Consider the following 25821-nt stretch of genomic DNA (forward strand, 5'->3'; position numbering starts at 1 on the left):
AGTTAAGCAAGAGAGCTCACAGGTACTGATAAGCCGTTTAGGGGCCGTTTTTCAGAAAACGGCCCCTAAATGGCTTTTTTATTGAAGAACCTTCTGCATTTCGCTAAACGTTACCCGTACTTAACTGCCGCCCCTGCTCTGGAATGCTGATTCTGCTGATCAGGTTTACAATCCCAATCTCTTGAGAAGCTGATTTAAGAGCTGCCCTCACCTTCTAATGTCCCACTCGTGATTACAAATCGGCCTGGCTTTCGGTTTATAAATCTGAAAGAGCATATCCGCACACTCCACCTCCCACCCGGCCTGATTTCTCCCAACGCAGCAATGCGGGGGCAAAAAGCGGGGATACCGTTTTCGTTTCATAGATTTGCTTTTCCTTTCCCGCAGGGCCTTTGCGGCAGCGTACGAGCCGGGGGCAGGCAGAACGTGAATCCATGCAAAACCAACTTCAAGATATCCTTCAATTTGTGTTTCTGGGGAACACCGTGCAGCAGTACCTCATGTTCATGGGGATCATGCTGGTGGGCTTCCTGTTCAAGACCGTCGTTTCTAAACTGTTTTCGGCAATTCTGTTTGGGGTGCTAGTGCAGCGCATCAACAAAGAAGTGACCAAAGAGGAATTCAGGCGCCTGCTGATCACGCCGCTGGAGTTTCTCTCGCTGCTGGTGTTTCTCTACATCGCTTTTGACCAACTCAACTACCCGCCGGAGCTGGGTCTGCCCGCCAAAGACGAGCTGGGCCTCAAGCAGGTGTTGCAGCGCATTTTCAGCATTTTCCTCATTGTCTCGCTCACGTGGGTAACCATGCGGCTGGTAGACTTCGTGGGCATGATCTTCTCCAAGCGGGCCGCCAAAACCCTGTCTAAGCTAGACGACCAGCTGGTGCCCTTCTTCGTGGACTTCAGCAAGGTGATCATTGCCATCATTGGGTTCTTCGTGATTCTGGGGGCGGTCTTTCAGGTGAACGTGGCGGGCCTGGTGGCCGGCCTGGGAGTGGGTGGTTTGGCGCTGGCCTTCGCGGCGAAGGAGAGCCTGGAGAACCTGCTGGCCTCTTTCACCATTTTCCTGGACCACCCGTTTGTGGTAGGCGACTTGGTGCAGGTGGGCGAGATCACAGGTACTATTGAGAAAATTGGGTTCAGGAGCACCCGCATCAGGACCATTGAGAAAAGCTACGTGACGCTGCCCAACAAAAGCATGATAGACAAGCCGCTGGACAACCTTACCCTGCGCACGTTTAGGCGGGTGACCTTTGAACTCATGCTCACCTACCAGACCACCTCAGAGCAGATGAAGGCCATCAGTACTCAGATTCAGGCATACATAGACCAGCACCCGCGCACCAACGAAGACGGCAAGGTACGGTTCTACCGCCTGGGTCCCCACTCCAAAGACATTCTGGTGCTTTACTTCATCAACACCATTGACTGGAACGAGTACATGGAGATTAGGGAGGAAATCAACTACCGGATTGTGGAGATTGTGGAGCAGCAGCACGCTGAATTCGCCTTCCGGACGCAGACCGTGCTGGTGCAGCGCGAGGAAGCGTAAACCTTCAGATTCCTTCGTGGCGCAGGCGATGGCGGCAAATTTTCCGTTTAGGGGCTTTTTTCGGGAAAACAGCCCCTAAACGGAAAAAGCTGCTACCAGCCGGACCCTTTTCGGCCGCCGCCCAAGATACCGCCCAGCAAGCCTCCCAGACCGCCCGAAGCCATGCCGCCGCCGTAGCCTCTGCGCCCGCCCAGGCCACCCAGAATAGAGGCCATAGAGCCTAAGCCCCCCATTCGGCCGCTGCCGTACATGCCGCCTCTACCCATCATGCCGCCGCCCAGCAAACCACCCAGGAGTCCGCCCAGGCCACCTCCCATGCCCATGCCGCCGCCCATCATGCTGCCACGGCGGCGGTTCATCATGCCACTGATCACAATTGGGGCCAGCACGCCCAGCATTCCGGTAACCATGCCCGGCGAGATACCCGCGTTCTTGAACATGTCGCCAAAGCCGCTTTTGCTCAGGAAGGAGTTGGAGGTGGGGTCTTCGCCGTGCTCCTGCGCCTGGTTGGCATTGTCCACGAACTGGTCCAGGATGCTGAATTGTTTCTGGTCAATGCCCAGGTACTTGCCTATCTCTGAGATGCGCTGCTGCTCCTCTGCGGTATATTCCCCGTCTGACTTGGCGAAGCTGATGATGTCTGTGACAAACGAAAACCGGAGGGGGCTGCCCTTGAGCACGTCCAGGCAACGCTGGAGACTTATCTGGGAGGGATTCTTCGCGATGGAGACTACTTCTTCCTGCACATTCTGGGGCAGCTCAGCGGCTTCGGCCATGAGTTGCAGAAAGGTGATCTCTTCTTCAGACACATGACCATCTGCCGAGGCGATGGTGGCCAGTGCGCCCAGGTAAGCCCCTTTCTCCTGTTCTGAGTATTCTTTGAGTAAAGCGGTGGTTTCTTCAGCCATAGTTTCAATGCGTTAGTGTAGAATTAGACAAACGACGCGGCCAGAAACGAGTTGGCGTTTAGCGCCTGTTTTTGTAAAAACGGTCCCTAAACGCCAGGCCTTCCCGCCCCTGCCTTCCTTTTGCCCCGCCGCCAGAATGCGCTTGAAGAACCCGTTCCCGTTGGTGCCGTGCCAGCGCCAAACCATGCTGTGGCATATTTTTTTACTTTTTTTCAGGGCATGATTTGGTGATTAAATTTCTACCTGCCATATTTGCATCATCAAACGGAGACAGCGGGTCTTCGGAGCCTTCGGGATGTTAGCTCAGCTGGTTCAGAGCATCTGCCTTACAAGCAGAGGGTCGCTGGTTCGAATCCAGCACGTCCCACTTACATAAAAAAGCCTCTCCGCTTAGAGAGGCTTTTTTATGCGAAACTTCACTTGAAGATGATAGATCTTCTACCCCTTTTATTGGGATGTTAGCTCAGCTGGTTCAGAGCATCTGCCTTACAAGCAGAGGGTCGCTGGTTCGAATCCAGCACGTCCCACTTACATGAAGCCTCACCTAACCGTGAGGCTTTTGTGTTTTAGTTCCAGCCCGAGTTTAAAGATTTGCCCTAGGCTCTATCCGCAGAAAAATCCTTGCCCTCTTACCTCATTGACGCAACCTGGCTGAGTTTCCCTACGCTTCCCCACAAGGCCGCATAAGTTACAGAAAAGGGTAATTCCCCAAGCCCTCGCCAAAGGTATAAACCGTGTATTGGCACTGGGCTGGCGCGCGGCAACCTCTACTCTGATTATCTCTGCGCCGGCTCTTGGTTGAAAGCGGCGTTTGTCCATTCCTATGCCTCAATGAACTGTTCTCTCCATGAGGTGTGGAAATGTAGTAAGTCACGGTACCAGACAGGGTGGTTTAAGCCCTTACTTAGCGTATCTGATGCATATTCTGTATTTTTGCCTTTCTTAGCCCACCGGATATGCACTTACTTGAGGTCACAAACGCGGTCACTACCAAAGCCTTTCTTGATTTCCCTACTTCGGTTTACCAAGACCACCCTAATTGGATCAGGCCCCTTGACAAAGACATTGAGCAAGTGTTTGACCCCGCCCAGAACCCTAACTTCCGGAACGGCACCGCCATTAGATGGATTTTGCAGAACCCGCAAGGACAAACCATTGGCCGGGTGGCTGCTTTTGTGAACAACAAGACCAAAGATGCTTCTGAGTACGTCACGGGGGGGATGGGCTTCTTTGAGTGCATCAATGACCAGTCAGCCGCCAACGCTTTGTTTGACGCGTGCCAGAACTGGTTGGCTGCCCAGGGCATGGAAGCCATGGATGGGCCCATCAACTTTGGGGAACGGGACCGCTGGTGGGGCCTGTTGACACAAGGGTTCACGGAGCCTAACTATGGCATGTTCTACCACCCACCTTACTATCAGGAATTGTTTGAGAGTTATGGCTTTCAGGTATACTTTAAGCAGTACACCTATTACATGGACACGCACGCCCAGTTCAGCGAGAAAATACGGCAGCGGTCTAAAACGCTGGATGAGACGCCTGGCTACAGTTTTGGGCACCCCTCCAAGAAGAATCTGGAGAAACTGGCGCAGGACTTTCTGGAAGTGTATAACAAAGCTTGGTCTGGGCATGCCGGCATCAATGAGATGACCCTGGAGAAAGCCATGAAAATGGTGGAAAGCATGAAACCGGTCATGGTGGAGCAGCTCATCAACTTCGCCTACTTTGAAGGCAAACCGATTGCTTTCTTCATCATGCTGCCAGAGCTGAACCAACTTTTCAAGCACCTCAACGGTCAATTTGATTTTCTGGCCAAACTGAAGTTCCTCTACTACCGCTGGCGCTACAACAAGCGCACTGACAAGAAAGTGTTTGGGGTGATTTTTGGCGTAGTGCCTGAATTTCAGGCCAAAGGCGTGGACTCTTACCTTATCTGCCATGCGCAAGGTCCCCTCAACGCCTACGGTGCCCGCGAGATTGAAATGAACTGGGTAGGCGACTTCAACCCCAAGATGATGCTGGTGACCAAAGGCCTGGGAGCCCGCATCTACAAAACCCACGTGACGTACCGCAAGATTTTTGATCCAACTAAGCCCTTCACGCGGTACCCAATCATCAACGTAAGGTCTGCGCAGTAAGAGGCAGCGTCGCACTGAATTCTCTGCACATCCAGAAACTGTGACTAAACAGCAAGTTTTACTGGAGGATAAGTCTTTGTAGGCAATTGCTACTTTGGGGCTTGTTTTGGGAAAAGAGGCTCTAAATGCCTAATGGGCCAAGCGCAGGAAGTTCTGGTGCAGCTGCACCACTTGCGGCAACACCAGTTGGGTATCATCATTGTAAAGGACGAACTGTGCCCGCCGCACTCTTTCTTCTTCCGGCAATTGCTTATGGATGATGGCTTCCACCTCGGCCTGGTTGCGGTGCAAATCACGCTGGAGCGTGCGGGTTACTCTAATGGACAACGGCGCTGAAACCGTGAGCACATGGTCTACCTGCGTATAGGCATTGGACTCAAACATGAGCGCAGCTTCCTTTAGAATATAGGGGGCCTGTTGGTGCTGCTCTACCCATTTATAGAAGTCTTTGCGTACCTGCGGGTGCACCATACCGTTAAGCTTGGCCAATTCAGCTGTGTTATGGAATACTTTCTGGCTCAGGTAGGGGCGGTTCAGGTTTTGCTGGGCATCAAAGGTCTCCGGTCCAAAAGCGGAGATCAGCTGTTCGCGCAGCTCCGGGTCATGGTTCATCACCCATTTGGCGCGGGTATCTGAATCATACACGGGTACCCCTAACAGCTGAAAGCATTTGCACACTATGCTCTTGCCAGAGCCAATGCCCCCGGTAATGCCAATTTTAAGCATGTCACTGCGGTATTAAAGATATCTTGACCCTGGCAGGCAGCAGGCTGATTTGTTTGGTGAGAGGTGCTTTCTGCAACAGCGTAGGCGCAATGGTGGAGTCTGCGGCGTTGAACTGCCTGAAGTCAAGTGCTACCTGAAATAGCTCGGGCTGCAGAAGTTCTCTACTCTTGGGCAGGCAAGCATACTGCACCACCAGCGGTCCGTTCATCACCCGCAGGCGGTATCCTGCCGGGAAGTTCTGCAACGTGGGCTGCACCACCACTTCTCTACGCTCTAAAGCTACTATACTGAACTCAACCTCGGCCTCGCTTACATCTGCCTGCACCAGGGAGGTATAATCATATACCAGCGGTACTTCGGCTTTGAAAGGCGCTTTTAGGCTTCGGTTAGGAACGCTTAACAGGAATGGGTTGGGAAATTGATTCAGGATCTGCTCAGGTCCGGTAAAGGTGACGGAGTCTGGGCGCACTTTCACGGGCCCTACAAATTGGAAGCCCGGGGCTGCGATTACCTGGGTGGTATCAATAGCCAGCGGGAACTTGCGGGTAAGTAGCCGATCAAAATCAAAGCTGACGGTGTCTGTGACCACAAAATTGAGCGCCAAGCCATCCAACACATTGGCGATGGCGGGCCGTAGGGCATGCCCTGGCAACCGCTTCACGTGGGGCAACCCCCTAATGGAGAGTTCGGCGGGTTTTACGTTAAACAGCAGGTTTTTGCGGAGCAGCTTCCAGCCTTTGCCGGTCACACTAATCATGACCACTTCTGGCAGAGGCTTCACGGGCACCAACGCCTGCGGATCATATTTGAACCGGATGGGATAGGATACCTGCGCGGTATAACTTTTATTGAGGGCGTTGAGCAGCCAGAAAGTAGCGGCCGTAAAAAAACAAAGCAACACCACCCGCCAGTACTGTTTCTGTTTGGGTGAAAACGGTCTCAGTAACCAGAGGAGGGCGTGCTTTGTCTTATTAAATGGCAAGGTATTTTTTACGTAGTGGGTTCTGTGCTGGCATTAGCGTTGACACGGCTGGTAGGTTCCATCGCAATCGCTATTTTGTCAAATTTCAGCTTAATGCCTTTGTCTACTTCAATCCAAACGGTGTCATCATCTATGCTGAGCAGGCGGCCGTGCAGCCCACCAATGGTAACCACGTTCATTCCGCGCTTCAGTTCATCTCTGAATTTCTTCTGGTCTTTGGCCTTTTTCTGTTGCGGGCGCAGCATGAAGAAATAAAATACCAGAATAATTAAGCCAATGAACAGGAAATTAGCATACACATTGGTGTTCTCTGCGGAGGCTTGCAATAAAATTGTTAACATAAGGTTGTTCTAAGATTATAAACGAACAGGTCCTTCTGCTCCTGCCTGCGGCACTGTGCCGGTAATGTTGGTCTTAATCACTAACTGGTTGATCTGCGGATCTGTGTTGGCGGTGATGGTGATCTGCTTAGACTGCTGGCCAGTTTTACCGGCTGGGTCAAACTCAACAGTGATCTCGCCGGTTTTGCCAGGGGCAATAGGTTCTTTTGGCCATTGCGGCACGGTACAACCGCAGGTGGCGGAGGCGCTCTCAATCACCAGGGGCGCTTGGCCGGTGTTGGTGAAAGTAAAAGTGTGCTGCACTTTCTTGTCTGCCTTGATATTACCGAAATCATGCTCCGTTTCTTTGAACGTCATGACGGGCTTAGGCGCGTTAGGATCCACGGCTTCCTGGCTGGCCACGTTAGGGTTGGTAGCCGGATCATTGGCTGCCGGAGCAGTCCCTTCAGAAGCGTTCTGCTCAGTGGCGGTTGCTTCTTCTGTAGTTGCTTTTTTCTCGCAGCTGGTTGTCCAGAGACCACCGGCTAAGAGCAATGCGATGACAAATTGCTTTTTCATAAGATTCTACCTATTAAAAGAATAGGACAAGTTACAAATTTGAAATTATATGCTGCGTAAATTCTGAGGTAGACGCAGTACCACCTAAATCGCGGGTGCATTGCTCTTTGTTGAGCAAGGTTTTCTCCAGCGCGTTCTCAATTCTGTCTGCCTGCTCCTGCAAGCCCATGTGCTGTAGCATCATGAGGGCAGAACGCAGCAGGGCGGTTGGGTTAGCCAAGCCTTTACCGGCAATATCTGGGGCCGAGCCGTGCACGGCTTCAAAAATAGCCATATCATCGCCAATATTGGCGCCAGACACCACACCCAGACCACCTACCAGACCGGCACACAGGTCAGAGAGAATATCTCCGAACAGGTTAGTGGTGACCACCACGTCAAACTGCTCTGGTTTGCTCACCAGCTGCATGCACATGTTGTCAATGATCTTCTCATCCCACTGCACCTCAGGAAATTCTTTGGAAACGGCCTCAGCAGCTTCCAGCATCAGTCTACCGGCGTTTTTCAGGATGTTGGCTTTGTGCGCCACCGTCACTTTGGAACGGTTATGCTTGGCGGCAAACTGGAAAGCAGCCCGCACAATTTTATGGCAACCTTCTACCGTCACGCGCGAGATGGAATCGGCAATGCCCAGGCGCTCGTCATAGATCTCCAGCCCGGAGTACAGTCCTTCTGTGTTCTCCCGGAACAGCACCAGGTCTACGTTCTCAAACCGGGTTTTCACACCCGCCGTGGTCTTGGCCGGGCGTACGTTGGAATATAAATCGAATTTCTGGCGGAGCTGTACGTTGATGCTCTTGAAGCCTTTGCCCACCGGCGTGGTGATAGGGCCTTTGAGGGCGATTTTATTACGCTCCAGGGAAGCAATAAGGGTCTGCGGAATCAGCTCACCCATGGACTCAAAGGTGGTTTGTCCGGCGTTTTCTTCTTCCCAAGTGATGGGCACTTGTGCGGCTGCAAAGATCGCCTTTACGGCTTCCGTGATCTCAGGACCTATCCCGTCGCCGGGAATAAGGGTAACGGTTGTCATGGTCAAGGGGCTTAGATTTCCTTTCTGTTATTGATTTGATTGATGAGGGAGTCTACGTCTACCAACAGACGCTCGGCTTTGTCGCGGGCATCTTTGATCACGCGCTGCCCCTCGGTTTTGGCGGCAGAGCCCTGCTCTTCTCTTCCGGCAATGAGGTCATTGGTGAGCTCCAGCAGACGGGCCCGGTATTTCTCTAACTGAAAGCTCAGTTTGTCACGGGTTTCACGGCCTTTCTCTGGCGCAAATAAGATTCCTAGCACCGCTCCCGTAGCGATGCCGGTAGAGAAGGCAAGGATAGCATTGGTTTTTTTGCCCATAGTTTTAGGTAGTATTAAGGTTGTTACGCAAGAGCCTCTGTTTGCGTTTAGGGGCTGTTTTTGGAAAAACAGCCCCTAAACGCAAACCGGCTACGTTATTGGTTTCACTGAGAACGCAAAACTGGTCTTTTTATTTGTTGTCTAGCAAACCTCTTCCAGATTTACGGATGGCGCCGCTGGAGAGCAGGTCCTGAGACAGCTTGTCTAACACCCCGTTCACGAACTGCTTGCTCTTAGGCGTGCTGTACACTTTAGAGATGTCAATATACTCATTGATGGTCACCTTTACCGGAATGCTCCTGAAAATATGCATCTCGCAGAGCGCCATCTTGAGGATGATCTTGTCCATGAGGGCCACCCGCTCCACGTCCCAGTTCTTCACGCTTTCTGAGATCATGGCTTCGTACTTCTCATCGTCTTTGAGGGTTTCAAAGTAGAGTTCCTCAAAGAAGGCTTTGTCGTCTTCCCAGCTGGGCGAAAGGTCTAGCAGGGCCAGGTTCTCATCGGTATCCTCCTCCAGCATCTTGATGGATTTGTTTACCAGGCTTTTCACCACAGACTTGTTCTCCACCCAGTTCAGGTCTTTCTCCTCAAACAGGGCCTGCAGGTTCTCGTCCTTAAAGATAAGATTTTTGAAGATATGTTTGAGCAGTTCCAGATCCTGCTCATAGGTTGGCTCGGCTACCGCCAGGTACGCCAGTACTTCTTCGTCTTTTTTGAGGCTGTTGCGGTAGATTTTCTGCACTACCTCCAGGTCACCGGCCCAGCTCAGGTTTCTCCTGATCACGCGCTGCTCCAGGAATTTGTTGCCCAACAGTTTCTGCAGGGCTTTATTCTGGAGCAGTTTGCTCAAGTCTGCGTCTGTGCGCTCTGTGAAACGGGTGGCGGCTTTTTTCTCATCGCCTTCAATGAGGTGCACCAGCTCCTGCAGCACCAGCAAGGTTAACAGGTAGCGGTCATAGATTTCCTCAGCGGCGGTCAGCATCTGGTTACCGAAGAACTTAAGGTCTTTTCGGAGCGCGTTCTGGTAGAAATTAACGGCCGCCTGGGCTGCATCCAGAATTTCGCGGTCTTTCTCCTCGGTGTCAAATTTGCGGGTTTCGTACCATTCCTTGAACAGCAGCGTGGCGATCTGCTTCTGGCCTTCCAGTTTTTTACGGTCCTGCGGCTCAATGGCCATCAGGTCGGGGGCAAATCGGTCCGCGATCAAATCCAGCGCCAGTAAATAGTCTGACCCTTCTGCCTGCACGTAGGCATAAATGGCTTGCATGGCTTTGATACGGAGTATTCTGCGGTTGAGCATATTAAATAAGGAAAGAACGTGGTGAACGTGAAAATTAAGCTAAAAGTTGGGAGTTGGCGGGTGGCTTTCGCCCTTATACGGCCCCTCCCCCAATTCTGCCGCAAAGGTCCGAACTTGTAGCCCAAGAAGCAAACGGTCCTCTCTTTTTAATTAGCACTATTCCTTTTACTTGGGCAAAAGGCGCGGCGTTTCTCTCAAGTTGCATTTAGCACCTGTTTTTGGAAAATGAGCCGCTAAACGCATTACTTGTTTTTTGTATTCTGAAGGATTGTCTATTGTGCTCCACATTTGGCAAAAGGTTCATGTCATGAGAACTGCTTCTCACCTCCGAGAGTCCCCCTTTGAAGGGGGTAGGGGGATGTTTACACGAGCCGGTCTCTCTTCTTCTGGACTTGCCTGCAAGGACAGGTGCCTTTCACTCCCGTTCCTGCCGAACCTAGGGCTATATTACCTTCCTTGCCGAAACTCCTGCTGCTTTCGCCGTTGTTGGTGTTCTCACCGACAACCAAGACTGCCGCTCCGGTTTGCTCTATCCGTCTTTGCTTTCCATTGCCGTTCCTGCCGAACCTCTTATCATTTTACTTTCTGCCAACGTCTGTCACTTTTCTCCTTGATGAGAAAAGTAACCAAAAGAATCAAGAAGAAAAGAAACTCGCTGACGCTCGGACAGTCTTTTCTTCATTTGAGGTACCACCGGGCAGCCGTCCTCTGTTCTATAGGAAGCTAAGGCTATTGCAGGCTTTTACCGTCTGAGCGTGCTCCCGCTAAGCGCCTCGGGGCATATTGCCCCTGCGTTGCCCGCTCCCGCAGGCAAGCCTACTGCCAGAGGGATCGCTGTTATTCCCATTAGCTTGCGGGCGTGGCTGGAGTGCGGGGCCGAATGAATCAAAGGCATTGCGTCTTGATCCTAGGTGGCGGGACTCCCCTCCTGGGAGGGGTAGGGGTGGGTTAAGTGCGTTTAGGGGCTCTTTTTCTGAAAACAAGCTCAAAACGTAGGTGAGGCACAAACCTAAAAAAGCGTTTAGGGGCTGTTTTTGAAAAAACAGCCCCTAAACGCTTAGTGGAATTCGCTCCTCTGAGGGAGAAGAGGAACTAGTAGGTCTGCTTGATCTTGGCCATGTCATCAATACGCTTCTGCGCAAGTTCTGTGGCGGCTTTCTGGGTGTGGGTACCGTCTGCCTCGGCTTTGGCGAAGATATTGAGCGTGGTGTTGTAGATCTGCTCGGTCTGCTGCATGGCCCACTCGCGGTTCAGTTTCTTCACCTCTGAGTACACGTTGATGATACCGCCCGCGTTGATCAGGAAGTCAGGCGCGTAGATGATGCCGCGGTTCACCAGGGCTGGACCGTGCACGTTCTCGTCCTGCAGCTGGTTGTTGGCGCAACCGGCAATCACTTGGCACTTGAGGCGCTGCAACGTGTGGTCATTGATGGTGGCTCCCATGGCGCAGGGCGAGTAGATGTCAACGTCCAGGTCATAGATTTCATCCAGGCCCACCACCGTGGCGCCGGTGTTGGCGGCAATGCGCTGCAGGCGCTCCTGGTCAATGTCTGTGATGAACAGCTGGGCACCTTCTTTGGCCAGGTAGTCAATTAAATAACCGCCCACGTGGCCCGTTCCCTGCACCGAGATTTTCTTCCCGGCCAGGCTGTCATGGCCCCAGGCTTTTTTGGCGGCGGCTTTCATGCCCATATAGGTCCCGTAAGCCGTTACCGGCGAGGGATCTCCGCTCCCGCCCTGCGACTCCGGCAGACCGGCCACGTGCTTGGTCTCCATGCCAATGTAGGCCATGTCCTGGGTGGTCATGCCCATGTCTTCGGCGGTGATGTATTTGCCGTTCAGGTTGTTCACAAACCGACCGAACTTGCGCATCATGGCTTCGGTTTTGTCTTTCTTGGAGTCCCCGATGATCACGGCCTTTCCGCCGCCCAGGTTCAGCCCCGAGATGGCCGATTTATAGGTCATGCCGCGCGACAGGCGCAGCACGTCACGTAACGCTTCGGCCTCAGAGGCGTACGTCCACATGCGGGTACCACCCAGGGCAGGTCCTAACACCGTGTTGTGCACACCAATGATGGCTTTGAGGCCGGTTTCATGATCGTGGCAGAAAACCACCTGCTCGTGCTGGTATCCGCTAATCTGGCTAAAAACAGAGGTTTCTGGCGCAGTTGCTAACTCTTTGACTTCTATCATGTGGTATAGTAGCGGTAACGCTACCCTCTTTTGTTAGATATTGGGGAAGCTAATTGGTAATTTCGCTGCGAAAGTAAGGGTATATTTCTGATAGATCAAGAAAATTACTAACAAGTGTTAGTACGTGTTTTGGATAACTGCTGGCTGTGAAATCACTTAAATATTTAAACAAGTATCTGCTCAAATACAAGTTCCGCTTCTTCTGGGGGATTGTGTTTGTGATTGTGTCCAACATCTTCGCCATCATTCCGGCGCAGGTGGTGCGCCACGCCTTTGACCTGGTGCGCGAGGGCATTACCATGTACCAACTGCACGACGGGTTCGCGCAGCAAGAAAATGTGTACGCCTCCTTCGCCCGCAGTACCCTGTTCTACGGGGCAGTTATCGTGCTCATGGCGCTGTTGCGGGGTATCTTCCTGTTCTTCATGCGGCAGACCATCATTGTCATGAGCCGCCTCATTGAGAACGACCTCAAGAACGAGATCTACGCCCACTACCAGACGCTGCCCCTCAGCTTCTACCGCCGCAACAACACCGGTGACCTTATGGCGCGTATCTCTGAAGACGTGAGCCGGGTGCGCATGTACCTAGGGCCTGCCATTATGTACGGCGTGAACCTGGTGGTGCTCTTCCTGATGGTGATCCCCTACATGCTCTCCGTGAACGTGAAGCTCACCATTTACACGCTCCTGCCGCTGCCCATCCTCTCGGTGAGCATTTACTACGTGAACAACATCATTGAGCGCAAGAGCGACGAGATTCAGAAAAGCCTCAGCGGCATTACCACCTTTGTGCAGGAGGCGTTCTCGGGCATCAGGGTGCTGAAGTCGTTTGTGCGCGAGCAGGATTCGCACGCCAACTTCACCAAAGCCAGCGACACCTACAAAGACAAGTCATTGGAGCTCAACTTCGTGAACTCACTTTTCTTCCCGCTCATCCTGTTCCTGATTGGCCTGAGCACCATCATTACCGTGTGGCTGGGCGGCAAGGAAGTGATCAACGGCAGTATTACGCCCGGCGTGATTGCCGAATTCCTGATTTACGTGAACATGCTCACCTGGCCGGTGACGGCGCTGGGCTGGACCACCTCCCTAGTACAGCGCGCCGCCGCCTCGCAGCAGCGTATCAATGAGTTCCTGAACACCAAAACCGATATCATCTCCCAGAAACACCTGGAGAAAGACCTCAAAGGCGCCATTGTGTTTGAAGACGTGGACTTTGTGTACCCAGACACCGGCATCCATGCGCTCAAGAAACTGTCTTTCCAGATTAATCCCGGCGAGACTTTGGCCGTGATTGGCAACACCGGCTCCGGCAAGAGCACGGTGGCCGCGCTGGTGTGCCGCCTCTATGACGCCACCGGCGGCCGAATCCTGATTGACGGCGAAGACATCCGTGACTACAGCCTCTCCAACCTGCGCAGCCAGATTGGGTACGTGCCGCAGGACGTGTTCCTGTTCTCAGACTCCATCAGAAACAACATCGGGTTTGGGGTAGACGCCCTGCCCGAGGAAAAGATGCTGCAGGCCGCCAAAGATGCTGATGTGTATGAGAACATCATGCACTTCCCGGCCCAATTTGATACCGTGCTGGGCGAGCGCGGCATTACCCTCTCCGGCGGGCAGAAGCAACGCGTTTCCATTGCCCGTGCCCTGGCCCGCGAACCCAAAATCCTGATCCTGGACGATTCCCTCTCGGCGGTAGACACCAAAACCGAGAACGCGATTCTTAACAGCCTGCAGCGCGTGATGGCCAACCGTACGTCCATCATTATCTCGCACCGCGTGAGTTCCGTGAAACTTGCCAACAAGATTCTGGTGCTGGACGATGGCGTGGTGGTGCAGCACGGCACCCATGAAGACCTGATGCAGGACACGAATGGCCTGTACCGTGCCCTCTACGAGCGCCAGCTGCAGACCGAAGACCAGGAGTAAAAGCCGGTTTGGGCCAGATTTAGGAAAAAGAGCCGCTAAACGCACAGCAAATTTCAAAAGCACTTTCGCCAAACCCGAATTTTCCTTTACTTTGCAGCAGATACCAATGATCGGGATGTAGCGTAGCCTGGTATCGCGCCAGCATGGGGTGCTGGAGGTCGCAGGTTCGAATCCTGCCATTCCGACAATTCTACACAGAGAGAGGCCGTTGTTCCCAAGACAACGGCCTCTCTGTTTTTCCGGCTTTCCGTTTAGCGGCTCTTTTTCCCAAATCTTGCCTGAACCAGCTTGCCGTTACTCCATCCGCCCGAAGTCATGTTTGAGCACGAACATAGTGAAATGCTGATGATTGCCGCCACCGGCCAGTTGTGACATCCACATGCCTTCCAGCGTGAAGTGTTTGCTGAACGTATAGCCCACTCCGCCAAAGACCCGGTTAGAGTCAAAGGGCTGGTCCCGCACAATCACGCGCACTTCGTTCCGGAAGATGCCGTACCATGGCCTCACTTCCCGCTCAGGAGACCCAATAGGCACCCGCAGCGCCACTGAGTACCGGAACCGTGTGTGATAGCCCTGGGGCAGCCAGCGTTCCTCCACCTGATACCGGTGCGTGATACTGGCCTTCCAGAGTTGCCCCCTTATGGACACCTGCTGGTACAGACGGTTTTCGTGGCTGTAGTCGGTGTTTTCAAGGTCCAGGTAATTGCGGTTAAATAGGTGGGCGTAGCCCGATAGCAGCGACACAGGAGCTTTTTTGAAGTTGTACTGCAGTTCTGCTCCGGTAAAGAAGGTTCGGGGATCTTTGACGGGCCGGTACGTGCGGTACTGCAGATTGGCCGTAGCCACCCATTGGGGGTTGATCCAGTAGGAGCCGGAATATTGTAACCAGTGGTTCACGTTACCTCTTTGGGCAGTAGCCGCTGTTGCCAGCAGAAAGCCACCCAGCAAACCCAGAATCCCAATCCTTAATTTCATTCTTCACCAGTTAAAACGTAGATGCCGGGCTGTTTGCCACTACGCTCTGTTCAGCGGCCAGTGGCGTAGTGCCCATGAAAGAAGCCTTGCGCTTGAGCAAGGCTTCTTTCATGGGCACTATCATTTAATCACAGAAATGCCAGCAATAGAAAAGGCTCTACGGGAAGCGAAGAATTGCGTTCAGGTTTCAGCTTTTCTTCTTCAGGACAACTTTTTCGGCGTGCTTGGCCACAATCCGGCTGAAGAACTCGCGCAGGTTCCCATACTCCTCTGGGGTGAAAAACGTCTTGTTGATGTTGAGTTTGCTGGTAATCTGTAATTGGCCGTTCTGCGCCTGCACCACATACGTGAATTTGGCGGCATTGCGCGGCAGGGTCAAGATAGCCGGAGCCGGTAAAGTTTCCGGCACATATCCCTCCGGAAGCTGGTAGGTAAAGAAATAGGTTTCATCTACGGGAGCCGCAAAATCTATGGGGTACTGCCGGGTAGTCAGCTTAAACGGATTCTCACCCTGCGCATGGGTGAGCATAGGCGACACATACAGCAAATCAACCGGTTGGTCCTCCCCGGCTCTGTTGAGTTCATATTCCTTCCCGAAGGGTTTCTGCAGGTTGTCCAGGTTACTGAGCTTTACGGCTGCCCTTATCCAGTCTGTCCCGGCGTTGGCGAACTCCTTCAGATACGTTTCCTCCCCTTTTTCCTTCACCGCTGACCGGGCCGACACGGCTGGCACTCCCTGATAGCTTTCAGAGAGAATACCCGATACTTCACCCGTCGCTTTAATTTTGAGCTGTCCAGACACCACCTGCAGGTTTTTCTCAAGGCCCATGAGCGGCACCCATTTGCCGGCAGGCTGCTGCACCACCCACCCCTGGTCATTGAGGCAACGGAAAGGCAACATCCCGAAGGGCAGACTAGCCTCAGTGGCATCTAACAGATAATTGATGCCGCCCACAGACACATAAGAGATCACATAATCAAATTTACTGATCATAGGTGACGAGGTGAGCGGTTTCCCGTGCTGACGGGTACTCACCAGCATAGGCATGGCCCGTATTCCTGCCTCGCGCAACATAGCCGTTAGCAGAAGGTTTACCTCTGAGGAAGAGCCCGTACGCCGGTCATAAGATTTACGCAAGTTCTCTGCATAAATGCGGTGCTTGCCGTCCCAGCGCATGTGCTCTTTCACATGGGTTACCACCGCCTTTACTTTGCTCAAGGTATCGTCTTTACCGGCCACAAGTTCATGGGCGGTTTTGGCGAGGAAGGTGGTGTTGTCTAACTGCTTACCGAAGGACTCATCTTTTAGTAGTTCTTTGGTGAAGCTTTCCCAGTCGCCGGAGGTGTAGATAGGCTGCTCATCTGGGTATTGCACCTTGGAGAGTTCGAACTCCAGTTTGGCCATGTAGTCGCGCATGTTGGGCAAATAGGGTTCTTCGGCCATGGCGGGCACATCTTTCATGACCCACCGGTACTGCACCACTTGCATGGAGATAGTGCCCCGCTCTTCTACGTTTACTATGTGGGCCTGCCTGTTTTGCACCAAGGCAGCGGTTTTCCGTTCTACTTTGGCATCTTTGATATGGAAGGGGTGGAAGCCGTGTAATACCTGCTTGTACTCATAGAAAGGCACCATACCCACCCGATACTCACTCCACTTCACAGGAATAGGCCGCTGGAATTCCCACTCCCGCAGGAACTGCAGAAAATCTGACTTGATGGTGTAAGTAAGCTCAATCACAGAACCCACCCTTACGCCGGGCATGGTCAGTTTCTTCAAGTGCCAATTGGCGTCTTGCTTCTCTTCAAAGATGGCTTTCTCCTCTAACTTCATCTTTACCATAGCCCCGTTCTCCCAGTTGTAGGTAAAGCCTTTCACATTGAGCACTTCCTCTTTGTTGCCGTCCCCTTTCTTGTAAAACGGAATGACGATGTCTGCTTCATTAAGCCCGCTCTTTTTCAGGATCTTAATGCGCATGATCCGCTTAAACTGCAGTTGCACGCCACTGGTGAACATAAAAGAAGATTCGCCCATGTCATACAACACTACCGCCGCGGCACTGGTATCTGGGGCATACGTGGTCATTTTTAGGTCTTCTGGGGTTACCAGTCCCATTTTAAATGGGTCATCTGCGAAGCCTGGGGTAGTCACGCCCAGCAGGAGCAACAGCAGAAAAAGCCACTGCTTCTTAAAGAGTTTGGGGTACATAAAATCTTGGATAGGAAATAGAGAAGTCAGCCAATAAAGCCATTAAAAGAGTTGAAGAGGCCAAGGCTACTGTAACACCTTGGCCTCTTCCAGAAAGAAGATCAGGTAGTTTCGGCGGCCAGGACCACTTGCTGCTGGTCTGCTCTGGAAACCTGCTTCAGGAAGTTAACCAGTTCCATGTATTTAGACGCCGCGTGTCTGCCTTTGTGCATGGTGAGCTGGCGCACGTAGGTAAGTTTATTCCCCTTCATTTGTACCTGTGCCTTGTACTCCCCAAAAATGGAGGTATACTTCACTGGCTGGGGAACGCTCTCGGCTTTATATCCCGCCGGAATCTCGTACTCCACGCTGTCTACATCATGGAAAGACATTGACCAGATTACCTCCTGCTTCCGGTTCTCAGTGGAAGAAGGCACTCCGGTCCACCTGTTCATTAAATTAGGTGTGATAAAGAGGCGTTTGCCACTCACAGAAGCTAACTTGGGGAGCTCCAGCTGCAATTTCTCCTTGACCAGTGGTTCTCCTTTCACCTTCTCCAGGGTATACTTCTTTATCTCAAACGTAGGGATCTGGGTGTTTTTATAAAGCCATTTGAGCTGCTCATCTGGCGTATAATGCTGGACAACAGCGCCGCGAGGCTCGTGCTGGAGACCGGCGAACTGCGTGAAAGCTTCCCCTACCCCGCTTCCCTGGGCGCTAAGCTTCACCTGCACCGTGCGTAGCTGGGTGTTGTCAGAAGCGGTGAATCTGGGTGTTGACACCAGTTTGCCACCCTCTGGGGTAATCAGGAGCGAGTACCGGTCGCCGGTAGAGGAACCGGTATAGCCGGCATCGGCCATTTGGTTTGTACACTCCAGCCACATAGTGTCTTTGGCGGTAGGCACTGCCACCACCACGTGGTTGAACTGGCTGTTAGGGAAATCTTTCAGGATGGGTCTGTTATCATCGCCGGCGTAGATGAGCGCGTAATGGCTCTTGATACCGGCGGCCTCTAACAGTGCTTTGGTGTAATTACTCAAGGCTTTGCAGTCTCCGTAGCCTTTGCTGTCTACCATGTTGGCTTCAAAAGGCTGCCATCCACCAATTCCCAATTGGATGGAAACGTAACGGGTTTTGTTCTGCATGAACTGGTAAATGGCTTTGACCTTCGCCTCTGGGGTGGGTAAGTCTTTAACTAAGGCCTGAACTTGCTGCTTCGTGGCTTCAGAGATCTGGTCGCGGCCCGCGTTCAGTTTGTTCTGCCACTCTCCCAGGGCCTGCCAAGTTTCCAGCGTACCGGCGTAGCCCTGTACTTCAAACGTGGCGGGCGCGGTGCGTACAAGCGGCACCAGTTCCCTGAAAGGCGGTCCGTACACTTCTTCCTCTACCGGCTTCACATCGTTCACCTGCCACAGATACACTTGCTGGCCTGCTTCCTGCTTTACGCTTACCTTACCTGGTACTTTTTGCTCATGGTAGCGGAGCGGCGGCATGTTACTGGGGAGGTTCACCTGAAAAGAAGCATTCTCTACCGCCAGTTTTTCTCCATCTAAGGGCATCCAGCCGGTATAGAACAGCATGTTGGCAGAGGTAACCTGGTACTCAAACTCCACCGTGTACGGGTAAGACGGCAAAGAAAGCTCCGCCACTTTCACGCGGTTGTCTTCATACAGGGAGAAGTCACTGGTGTTGCTGTAATCTTTGATCTCTGCTGTTTTGAGCGTTTTTACTTTCTTGCCCAGCAGGTCATAGACCGTTCCTTTGATGAAGTTAACGGTGTTCAGTTTATCATACCGCACCACCAGCCGGGCATGTTGTTTCCCGTCTTCGTTGAGGACCGTTACCACGCGTTTGATACGTTCCGTGGAAGACTTGGGGGAAAGCACGGTAAACACCGTTTCCTCCGTGCGCACCACGGCATTAGCTCCTTTAGACAGCTCGGGTTTAATGGTGAAGGAAGCGTAAGAAGGAGTCTCTCCGGCCCAACAGTTCCCACCGCAAACCAGCACAGAGAGGAGAAGAAATAAGAATCGTTTTTGCATAGATTTAAGAAAAAGAGCCTCTAAACGCCATTATCCTTTCTTTTTTAACACAATTTGCTCTGCGTGCTTGGCTACTACCTGAGTGTAGAACTGCTTCAGGGACTCGTATTCCTCTTTGTAGAAGATGGATTTGGAAATGGTCATTTTGCTCATGACCTGAATTCTGTCTCCTACCACCTGTAACAGGTAAGTGAATTTTCCTCCATCTTCTGGCAAGGCCATCACAATGTTTTTGGGCATTTCCTCTACTGCGTAACCCGCCGGAATAGTAAAGTTGCAGATATATACTTCTTCTGTAGGATGGGCAAAATCTACCGGGTATTTGCGGTTGGCCCCGGTAAAAGGATTCTCTGGCTGCGCTTTCAGCATCATGGGATTGATGTAGATGATGTCTTTGGCTTGCTCATCGCCCACACTATTTACCTCATACTCCAGCCCCAACGGCTTGTACAGCTCTTTCAGATTCTTCAACGTGGGCTTTCTCCGCTCCAGCTGGTTCTGGTTACTGACAAGCTTTTCCAGGTATTTCTCTTCGCCTTCTTCCATGACATGATGGCGCAGGTTGACGGCCCACAGACCACTGGTAGACTTGGCCACTTTCCCGCTTAACACACCGCTAGGCTGAATTTTAAGATCAGCGTTGAGCAGTTCTGTGGTGCGTTCCCTGTTTTGCAGTACCACCCAATCTCCGGCTGTTTTATGGACCAGCCAGCCCTGTCCGTTCAGGCAATGCTTGGGCAGCAAACCCATAGGCATCAAAGGATCTGTAGCATCCATGAGCACGTCCCGGTTCCCGATGCGGGCATACGCGATCACGTAGTTAAACCGGCTCAAGATGGGCGAAAACGGCGTACGCCCATTGTCTCTGGTGCTGAGGATAACCGGATGCGCCTCAAAGCCTGCATCGCGGAGCATGGCCACTAACATGAGGTTGATGTCTGCCACGTTTCCGGTTTTGGTATCAAAGGCTTTGCGAAGGGTAGAGGTCACGTATTTGCCTCCCTGCCCATTCCACTTCACAGACTTTTTCACAAACTCATAAATGGAATTCACCTTGGCCAGCGTGTCTTTCACAGCTTGCAGCGCCGCCACTTCATTTTTGAAAAACCCTGTGCGGTTCAGCTGTAACCCAAAGCGCTCATCAGTCAACAAGTCATCTGAGAGGCTGCTCCAGTTACCGGCAATTCTTTGCGGCACAGTATTAGGGTACCGCACCCATTCCAATTCAAACTCTATCTTGGAGACATAGTCGTTTAAGGTAGTAATGTAAGCTTCTGGCGCAATGGCAGGCACATCTTTCATAACCCATCTGTGGTTCACCCCGCGGGCCGAAATAGCCTCTGACCCACCGGGGGTGCGCCCGCCCCTCAGGCCCGGTTCAATAGAGCTGCTCCAGCGCACCGTGAAGTCAAAATTGCCCGGCAGCGACTCATTTACCACAAAAGGCTCATAGCCCTGCGGCATCTGCTTGTACTCGAAATATTCTGGGATAGACGCTCTGTACTCGCTGTAAAGGACGGGAATAGTGTTCTGGAAATTCCAGTCGCGGAGGTTGAAGAGGAAGTCTGAGGTAACAGTATAAGCTATCTCCAGCACAGATCCTTCTTTTACCGCGGGCAGTGTGAATTTCTTGTTAAACCAGTTCGCCGATTCTTTTTCATCAAAGACGGCTTTATCATCCATCTTCACTTTGACCACCTTCCCGTTCTCCAGATTATAGGTAACGCCTTTCACGTTGATCACTTGCTCTTTGGAAGTGTTCTTCTGGTAGTAAGGCACTACCATGTTCGCCCAGTCATAGCCAGACTTCTTCAAAATCTTGATGCGCAGAATGCGTTCAAAATTTACTTTGAAATCTTGCACATACGTGAAGTAAGAACGGCCGTAATCTGCCAGAATCACAGCTGCCGCGCTGGTGTCTTTGTCATAGACTTTCATTTTCAGCTCTTCTTCTGTTACTTTTCCAAACTTTACGGGCGTTTCTTGGGCAAACGCTACGGAATAGAACAGCAAGAGCAGCACAGCCAATACAGGCCATGTTTTGCGAGAGGAAAAAAAGGGCATAAAGGGGTAGAGTTAGGGATATAGTATAATTTAAGTATTGAATATATGGTTCTTATAAAAAGACAACTTTGTCCAAATAAATCTTCTGGGGAGGCTTAAATAGTAAGATATGCGCTCACCAAAGAGATGTGTATTTTATATTTCGTTTATCTATAGTTCATGAGATAATCTCTGTGCCGGGGGAGACACCTATTTGAGTATCATCTCGTTTCCCTTTACCTCGCTGTTTGTTTGAGGAAGAGAAACTTCTTCATCTGAAAGTTAAAAATAAAAAGACCAATTCACTCACTTCCAACACCTTATTTATAGTTATTCTAAGGTAAAGTAATCATCTAGGCTGAATAGGCTATGGCAAGCACTATAATTTGTGCCTATTTTGCCTACTCCTGCGGAAGACTGTAATCAAAGGGCAGCATCTCCGCCAGCTTTTCCCACCCCCAGTACTCCTCTACTATATGCGAATAAGGGTTCAGGATCATGCCATTGGCCTCTATAAAGGTGTAAGGCTGTAGCAGCGACAGAATGGAAGTCTGGAACGATGGGGCGCGGCGGGGGCCGAAAGTTAATCTGTTAACGTACCCTAGTTCTTCTTTTTCTTTGGTGTACACCACGTTCAGGTGATCTTTGAACTGTAGCCGGAGGGCATTATTGGCAGAATCCTGAGTAATGAGCTGATGATACGGAATGGGATCTTTATGTAAATAGGCAACAATTTTAGCCAATCTGGACATGCGCATCCAATAAGCCAGACTGTCTTCCTTTCCGGCCGCATCAATTTTGATAACCGTTAAGCCTTGCCTCTGTTCCCGGGCTCGCTTAAGCCCTGCCTGTATCTCTTGTTCCGGCGGCCGGTGGGGGTTAGGCAACCGTTGCAGCCTACGTACATTGAAGCCTTCCTCCTCTAATCTTCGCTGGTACAGCGCCCTCGTGAAATGCATCAAAGAACCTTGATAAGCCTGTACCCGGGCTTTCTGCCAGCGTTTCCTCTGCATTTGGCTACGTGGTTTCATCTCCTCAAACCTGGGATAGCCTGCATGAAACGTCTGTCCGTTGGCAAATCGCACTTCAAACGCCTCCAGCACAAAATGGATCCGGTACCCAAGCGCTTTGTTTTCTATGATTAATGGTTTGGACGCTTCGGCGGTTAAGATTCTCTCCTGGGCATCGAAATGGAAATACAAAACCTCTGGATTAGTGATATGCGTTTGGGCGGCATTGGCTGTTTGGCCTATGAAGTTCTTGAGAAAGACACTGTAGTTATAGCGCCAATTGGTATCTGGCCGCACTACCACTTCCCGCAGCGCATTGGCTTTAGGAGTTAATTCAAGTCTGAAAGAGAGTTTCGCCCCAGCCTGCAAGGTGAATTTATGCGAGAGTGTCTCATACCCCAAAAAGGAGACAACCAGCTCATGGCTTCCGGGGGGCAAAGCAGTGAGTTTAAAGGTGCCGTTCTCAGCGGTATTAGTGCCGTAAGTAGTCTGCGCCAGGAAAACGGTGGCAAAACCCAGCGGTTGCCTTGTCTGCGCATCAATCACAGTGCCCACTACGCTACCAAGACTCCCACTCTGCCCGTACGCATTTCTGCCCAGGCCGAAGACAAATAGGCAGACTATCCCCAATACCAAATGTCTCTGTCTAAAAGGGAGTAAATAGGCTGGCATACAAGCATCTTTGTTTCAGGGAAGATACACATCTCCTTGAACTACTACAGACAGATTTCCCGTTTAGCGGCTCTTTTTTCAAAAAAAGATCAAAACCGCATGGTGAAGGTAGTACCTATCCCCAGCTCTGAGTGCACCGTAAGAGAGCCGTTGTGCAATCGCATAATTTGCCGTGACAGGCTGAGGCCTATACCGGTACCGGTGGGTTTGGTGGTATAGAAAGGCAGAAAAATCTGCTCTATTGCTTCTTCGGCTATGCCACTCCCGTTGTCTGACACCTGTAGCACTACCCGGCTATCCATGTCAGGGAAAGCATCTATCTGCAATAGTTTGTCTTTCTGGTCTGCCAATGCATGGATAGCATTCTTCAACAGATTGATCAGGACCTGCTCCACCAATTGTCGGTCTGCCAGTACCTGCAAAGTCTGTGGTTGGCATTGAAAAGATACCTGAATATTCTCTTGGTTATACTCTTCCTGGAACAGTGTCTGCAGCTCCTTTAGCATTTCCCCTACTTCAAAAAAATGCTTTTGGGGTACCGGTACCCGAGCCAGACTGCGGAAATCCTGCACAAAGCGGACTAGTCCTTGGCTACGCCGTTCAATAGTTTGAAGCGCTAAGCCCATGTCTTCTGTTTCTTCGCGCTGTAGTTGCAAGACAGAGCCCGGTTGGGCTTTCAGGTAATCGTCAATGTCGGCGGCCACGCTGCCCGCCAGAGAGGAAATGGGCGTAACCGAGTTCATGATTTCATGCGTAAGCACCCGTATCAGGTTCTGCCAGGCTTCCATCTCCTTTTCCTCCAACTCCTTCTGGATGTTCTGGAGAGAGGCGAGCCTGAAATCTTCCCCCCTCATGACAAGATCCACCACAAACAAAGATACAGGTACCCGTTCTTTGGCATGTTTTAACTGCAAAACCACGCTTTGGCCGGCGGGCAAGGTCTGTAACTGCGCTACCAACTGTGGCGCGTTTGCCCGTAGTTGCTCCACGTGCAGAAGGTGCGGCACCTGTAAAAGCCGTTTGGCGGCGTTATTGATGAGCTGTATTTCTCCGGACTTTTTGAACGTAAGAATCCCGATGCCGATGTGCTGGATCACCGCCTGATAGTACTGGGTAGTAGCCTCTTTCTCAGAACGGATGTCCCTGAACTTCCTGATTACCTCATTATACCGCTGGTAGAGTTCATCAAACACCTTTCCTTCACCACGGGAGGAGAAAACCTCAGAGAAATCATCGTACTTAATGGTATTCAGGAATTTAATGAGGCGGTCTGTGGTGCGCTCAATGTACAGGATAAGCGCTACCGTTTGGGCCGCGATCAATACCCCAACTGCCACCTGAGTAGCAAACAGAGAAGCTTTGAAATCTAACCGGAAGAAAAGGAAGACGGTAAATACTATTAACAGTACCCGCAGTATTACCTGAAACCGGAAGTTCTTAAAGCCCATATTTCTCCAGACGCCGGTATAGGGAAGCACGGGAAAGACCTAACTCTTTCGCCGCTTTGGAAATGTTGCCGTCATGCTTGCCCATGGCCTTCACTACTGTGGCGCGCTCTACCTCATCTAAATTATGGGTCTGCACCGCTGGCTCCGCCATTGCTGACTGCTGCACCTGCAAAAAGAAGAAATCCTGGGGCTGCAGAATATGGTTTTCTGAAATGATAGAGGCCCGCTCCAGCACATGTTCCAGCTCTCTTATATTACCTGGCCACTCATACCGCCGTAACCGTTCCAGTGCGGCCGCTGAAACAGATTTTGCCGGTTGTTTATATTTCTGGGCGTACCGTTTCAGGAAGTGCTCCACCAAGAGCGGGAGGTCTTCCAGGCGCTCGCGTAAAGGGGGTAAGTTCAGCTCAATAGTATTGATGCGGTAAAGCAAATCTTGCCGGAATCGGCCTTGTGCTACCATTTGCTGCAGTGGCATGTTAGTGGCACAGATCAGCCGTACATTAATGGGAATGGGTTGGCCTGTCCCCACCCTGATCACTTCGCGGCGTTGCAACACAGTAAGTAGTTTCGCTTGCATGGCCATGGATAGATTGCCTATCTCGTCTAAGAACAGAGTGCCGCCGTTCGCCATCTCAAAACGCCCAATCCGGTCTTCACGGGCGTCTGTAAAGGCTCCTTTTTTGTGCCCGAAGAGTTCACTCTCAAATAAGGTCTCCGTGAGTGACCCCATGTCTACTGAGATAAACACTTTCTCTGCCCTAGCCGACTGTTGGTGCAGGCTACGCGCAATTACTTCTTTACCGGTGCCGTTTTCACCCAATAAAAGTACGTCTGCGTCTGTCTTTGCCACACGGCTCATCAGGTGCAGCAACTGCTGCATGGCCGGACTTTGACCTGTAACTAAATTTACCTGGTCACTAAGTTGAGAAGCTAGTACCGAATTCGTTTTCTTTAGGGTAGAAATCTCTTTGTAAGAAGTCTTTAACCTGGAGGCGGCAGATAGGGTAGCCAACAGTTTCTCGTTCTGCCAGGGCTTCAGCACAAAGTCTGTGGCTCCTTCTTTTAACGCCCGTACCGCCATCTCCACGTCCCCGAAAGCAGTTATCATGATCACTACCGCTGAAGGGTCACGGTTGAGAATCTCTTTGAGCCAATAAAAGCCTTCATTCCCACTGATGGTGTCTTCCCGGAAATTCATGTCCAACAAGATGAGGTCATAGGTATCTTGGTTGAGCAGGAACGGTATTTTGCGGGGGTCTTTCTCAATAAGCACCTGTTGGGCATACTTCCTCAGCAGCATTTTTGCAGAGAAAAGGATGTCCTCATTGTCATCTATGATCAGAATTTTTCCTAGGTTCTGTTCCACGGCGGTCATGGTTTAGAAGTAAGTAAACCTAAACTATGCCAATCAGATAAAAACGCTTTAAAGCAGCTGGCAAAGTGAATTTACAAAATGTAAC

The 25821-nt window shown here is 51.5% G+C and carries 19 protein-coding genes and 3 tRNA genes; 6 read left to right on the forward strand and 16 right to left on the reverse strand.

Annotated features, from left to right (window positions below; all coding sequences use genetic code 11):
• The first annotated feature begins 434 nt into the window (after positions 1–434).
• Positions 435–1550 carry a mechanosensitive ion channel family protein gene (locus EFA69_RS12550; RefSeq protein ID WP_123133385.1) on the forward strand — a complete coding sequence of 372 codons (1116 nt, stop codon included), beginning with the start codon at positions 435–437 and terminating at the stop codon, positions 1548–1550.
• A gap of 92 nt (positions 1551–1642) precedes the next feature.
• Here EFA69_RS12550 and EFA69_RS12555 read toward each other — a convergent pair whose 3' ends face one another.
• Positions 1643–2458 (reverse strand): tellurite resistance TerB family protein, encoded by an 816-nt coding sequence (locus EFA69_RS12555; protein WP_123133386.1) that lies wholly within the window; start codon positions 2456–2458, stop codon positions 1643–1645.
• Between the two features lie 292 nt (positions 2459–2750).
• Between EFA69_RS12555 and EFA69_RS12560 the strand changes: the two genes are divergently transcribed.
• The 3 genes from EFA69_RS12560 (at position 2751) to EFA69_RS12570 (ending at position 4596) form a co-directional block, all read left to right on the forward strand.
• Positions 2751–2825 (forward strand) — tRNA-Val (locus EFA69_RS12560).
• Positions 2826–2910: 85 nt separating this feature from the next.
• Positions 2911–2985 (forward strand) — tRNA-Val (locus EFA69_RS12565).
• Positions 2986–3414: 429 nt separating this feature from the next.
• Positions 3415–4596, forward strand: a complete 1182-nt coding sequence (locus EFA69_RS12570) for a hypothetical protein (protein WP_123133387.1) — start codon at positions 3415–3417, stop codon at positions 4594–4596.
• A gap of 129 nt (positions 4597–4725) precedes the next feature.
• On the opposite strand, the gene coaE is transcribed toward EFA69_RS12570, so the two are convergent.
• From coaE to EFA69_RS12610, 8 genes are all read right to left on the reverse strand, one after another.
• Positions 4726–5322: a dephospho-CoA kinase gene (coaE, locus tag EFA69_RS12575; protein ID WP_123133388.1), complete on the reverse strand. Its 597-nt coding sequence runs from the start codon at positions 5320–5322 to the stop codon at positions 4726–4728.
• 1 nt (position 5323) lies between these two features.
• Positions 5324–6304, reverse strand: coding sequence for a CdaR family protein (locus EFA69_RS12580; protein ID WP_123133389.1), 981 nt, complete (start codon positions 6302–6304; stop codon positions 5324–5326).
• An 8-nt stretch (positions 6305–6312) separates the two neighbouring features.
• On the reverse strand, positions 6313–6645 hold the full coding sequence (gene yajC, locus EFA69_RS12585; protein WP_123133390.1) for a preprotein translocase subunit YajC: 333 nt from the start codon (positions 6643–6645) through the stop codon (positions 6313–6315).
• 15 nt (positions 6646–6660) lie between these two features.
• A complete protein-coding gene (locus tag EFA69_RS12590) occupies positions 6661–7203 on the reverse strand; it encodes a DUF1573 domain-containing protein (RefSeq protein WP_123133391.1) in 543 nt (180 codons plus the stop codon).
• 31 nt (positions 7204–7234) lie between these two features.
• The gene (locus tag EFA69_RS12595) at positions 7235–8233 is read right to left on the reverse strand and encodes an isocitrate/isopropylmalate dehydrogenase family protein (protein ID WP_123133392.1); all 999 of its coding nucleotides are present in this window, start codon (positions 8231–8233) and stop codon (positions 7235–7237) included.
• An 11-nt stretch (positions 8234–8244) separates the two neighbouring features.
• On the reverse strand, positions 8245–8550 hold the full coding sequence (locus EFA69_RS12600) for a YtxH domain-containing protein (RefSeq protein ID WP_123133393.1): 306 nt from the start codon (positions 8548–8550) through the stop codon (positions 8245–8247).
• A 130-nt stretch (positions 8551–8680) separates the two neighbouring features.
• The gene (gene nusB, locus EFA69_RS12605; RefSeq protein ID WP_245964565.1) at positions 8681–9820 is read right to left on the reverse strand and encodes a transcription antitermination factor NusB; all 1140 of its coding nucleotides are present in this window, start codon (positions 9818–9820) and stop codon (positions 8681–8683) included.
• Between the two features lie 1125 nt (positions 9821–10945).
• Positions 10946–12046: a Glu/Leu/Phe/Val dehydrogenase dimerization domain-containing protein gene (locus EFA69_RS12610; RefSeq protein WP_123133395.1), complete on the reverse strand. Its 1101-nt coding sequence runs from the start codon at positions 12044–12046 to the stop codon at positions 10946–10948.
• A gap of 146 nt (positions 12047–12192) precedes the next feature.
• Between EFA69_RS12610 and EFA69_RS12615 the strand changes: the two genes are divergently transcribed.
• Positions 12193–13980, forward strand: a complete 1788-nt coding sequence (locus EFA69_RS12615; protein WP_123133396.1) for an ABC transporter ATP-binding protein — start codon at positions 12193–12195, stop codon at positions 13978–13980.
• Positions 13981–14091: 111 nt separating this feature from the next.
• Positions 14092–14165, forward strand: a tRNA-Pro gene (locus EFA69_RS12620).
• A 109-nt stretch (positions 14166–14274) separates the two neighbouring features.
• Here EFA69_RS12620 and EFA69_RS12625 read toward each other — a convergent pair.
• The 7 genes from EFA69_RS12625 to EFA69_RS12655 all read right to left on the reverse strand — a co-directional run bounded on the left by EFA69_RS12625 (position 14275) and on the right by EFA69_RS12655 (position 25736).
• The gene (locus EFA69_RS12625; protein WP_123133397.1) at positions 14275–14955 is read right to left on the reverse strand and encodes a DUF2490 domain-containing protein; all 681 of its coding nucleotides are present in this window, start codon (positions 14953–14955) and stop codon (positions 14275–14277) included.
• 187 nt (positions 14956–15142) lie between these two features.
• On the reverse strand, positions 15143–17164 hold the full coding sequence (locus EFA69_RS12630; RefSeq protein ID WP_123133398.1) for a DUF3857 domain-containing protein: 2022 nt from the start codon (positions 17162–17164) through the stop codon (positions 15143–15145).
• 101 nt (positions 17165–17265) lie between these two features.
• Positions 17266–19185 carry a DUF3857 domain-containing transglutaminase family protein gene (locus tag EFA69_RS12635; protein WP_123133399.1) on the reverse strand — a complete coding sequence of 640 codons (1920 nt, stop codon included), beginning with the start codon at positions 19183–19185 and terminating at the stop codon, positions 17266–17268.
• 30 nt (positions 19186–19215) lie between these two features.
• Positions 19216–21207 carry a DUF3857 domain-containing protein gene (locus tag EFA69_RS12640; RefSeq protein ID WP_245964571.1) on the reverse strand — a complete coding sequence of 664 codons (1992 nt, stop codon included), beginning with the start codon at positions 21205–21207 and terminating at the stop codon, positions 19216–19218.
• 422 nt (positions 21208–21629) lie between these two features.
• Positions 21630–22868, reverse strand: a complete 1239-nt coding sequence (locus EFA69_RS12645; RefSeq protein WP_221175719.1) for a carboxypeptidase-like regulatory domain-containing protein — start codon at positions 22866–22868, stop codon at positions 21630–21632.
• A gap of 131 nt (positions 22869–22999) precedes the next feature.
• Positions 23000–24358 (reverse strand): sensor histidine kinase, encoded by a 1359-nt coding sequence (locus tag EFA69_RS12650; RefSeq protein ID WP_123133402.1) that lies wholly within the window; start codon positions 24356–24358, stop codon positions 23000–23002.
• A complete protein-coding gene (locus EFA69_RS12655; protein ID WP_123133403.1) occupies positions 24348–25736 on the reverse strand; it encodes a sigma-54-dependent transcriptional regulator in 1389 nt (462 codons plus the stop codon). The genes EFA69_RS12650 and EFA69_RS12655 overlap by 11 nt, the downstream gene beginning before the upstream one ends.
• Positions 25737–25821: the final 85 nt, after the last annotated feature.

Origin of the sequence: Rufibacter immobilis (genome assembly GCF_003721565.1) — a bacterium.
GTDB lineage: Bacteria > Bacteroidota > Bacteroidia > Cytophagales > Hymenobacteraceae > Nibribacter > Nibribacter immobilis.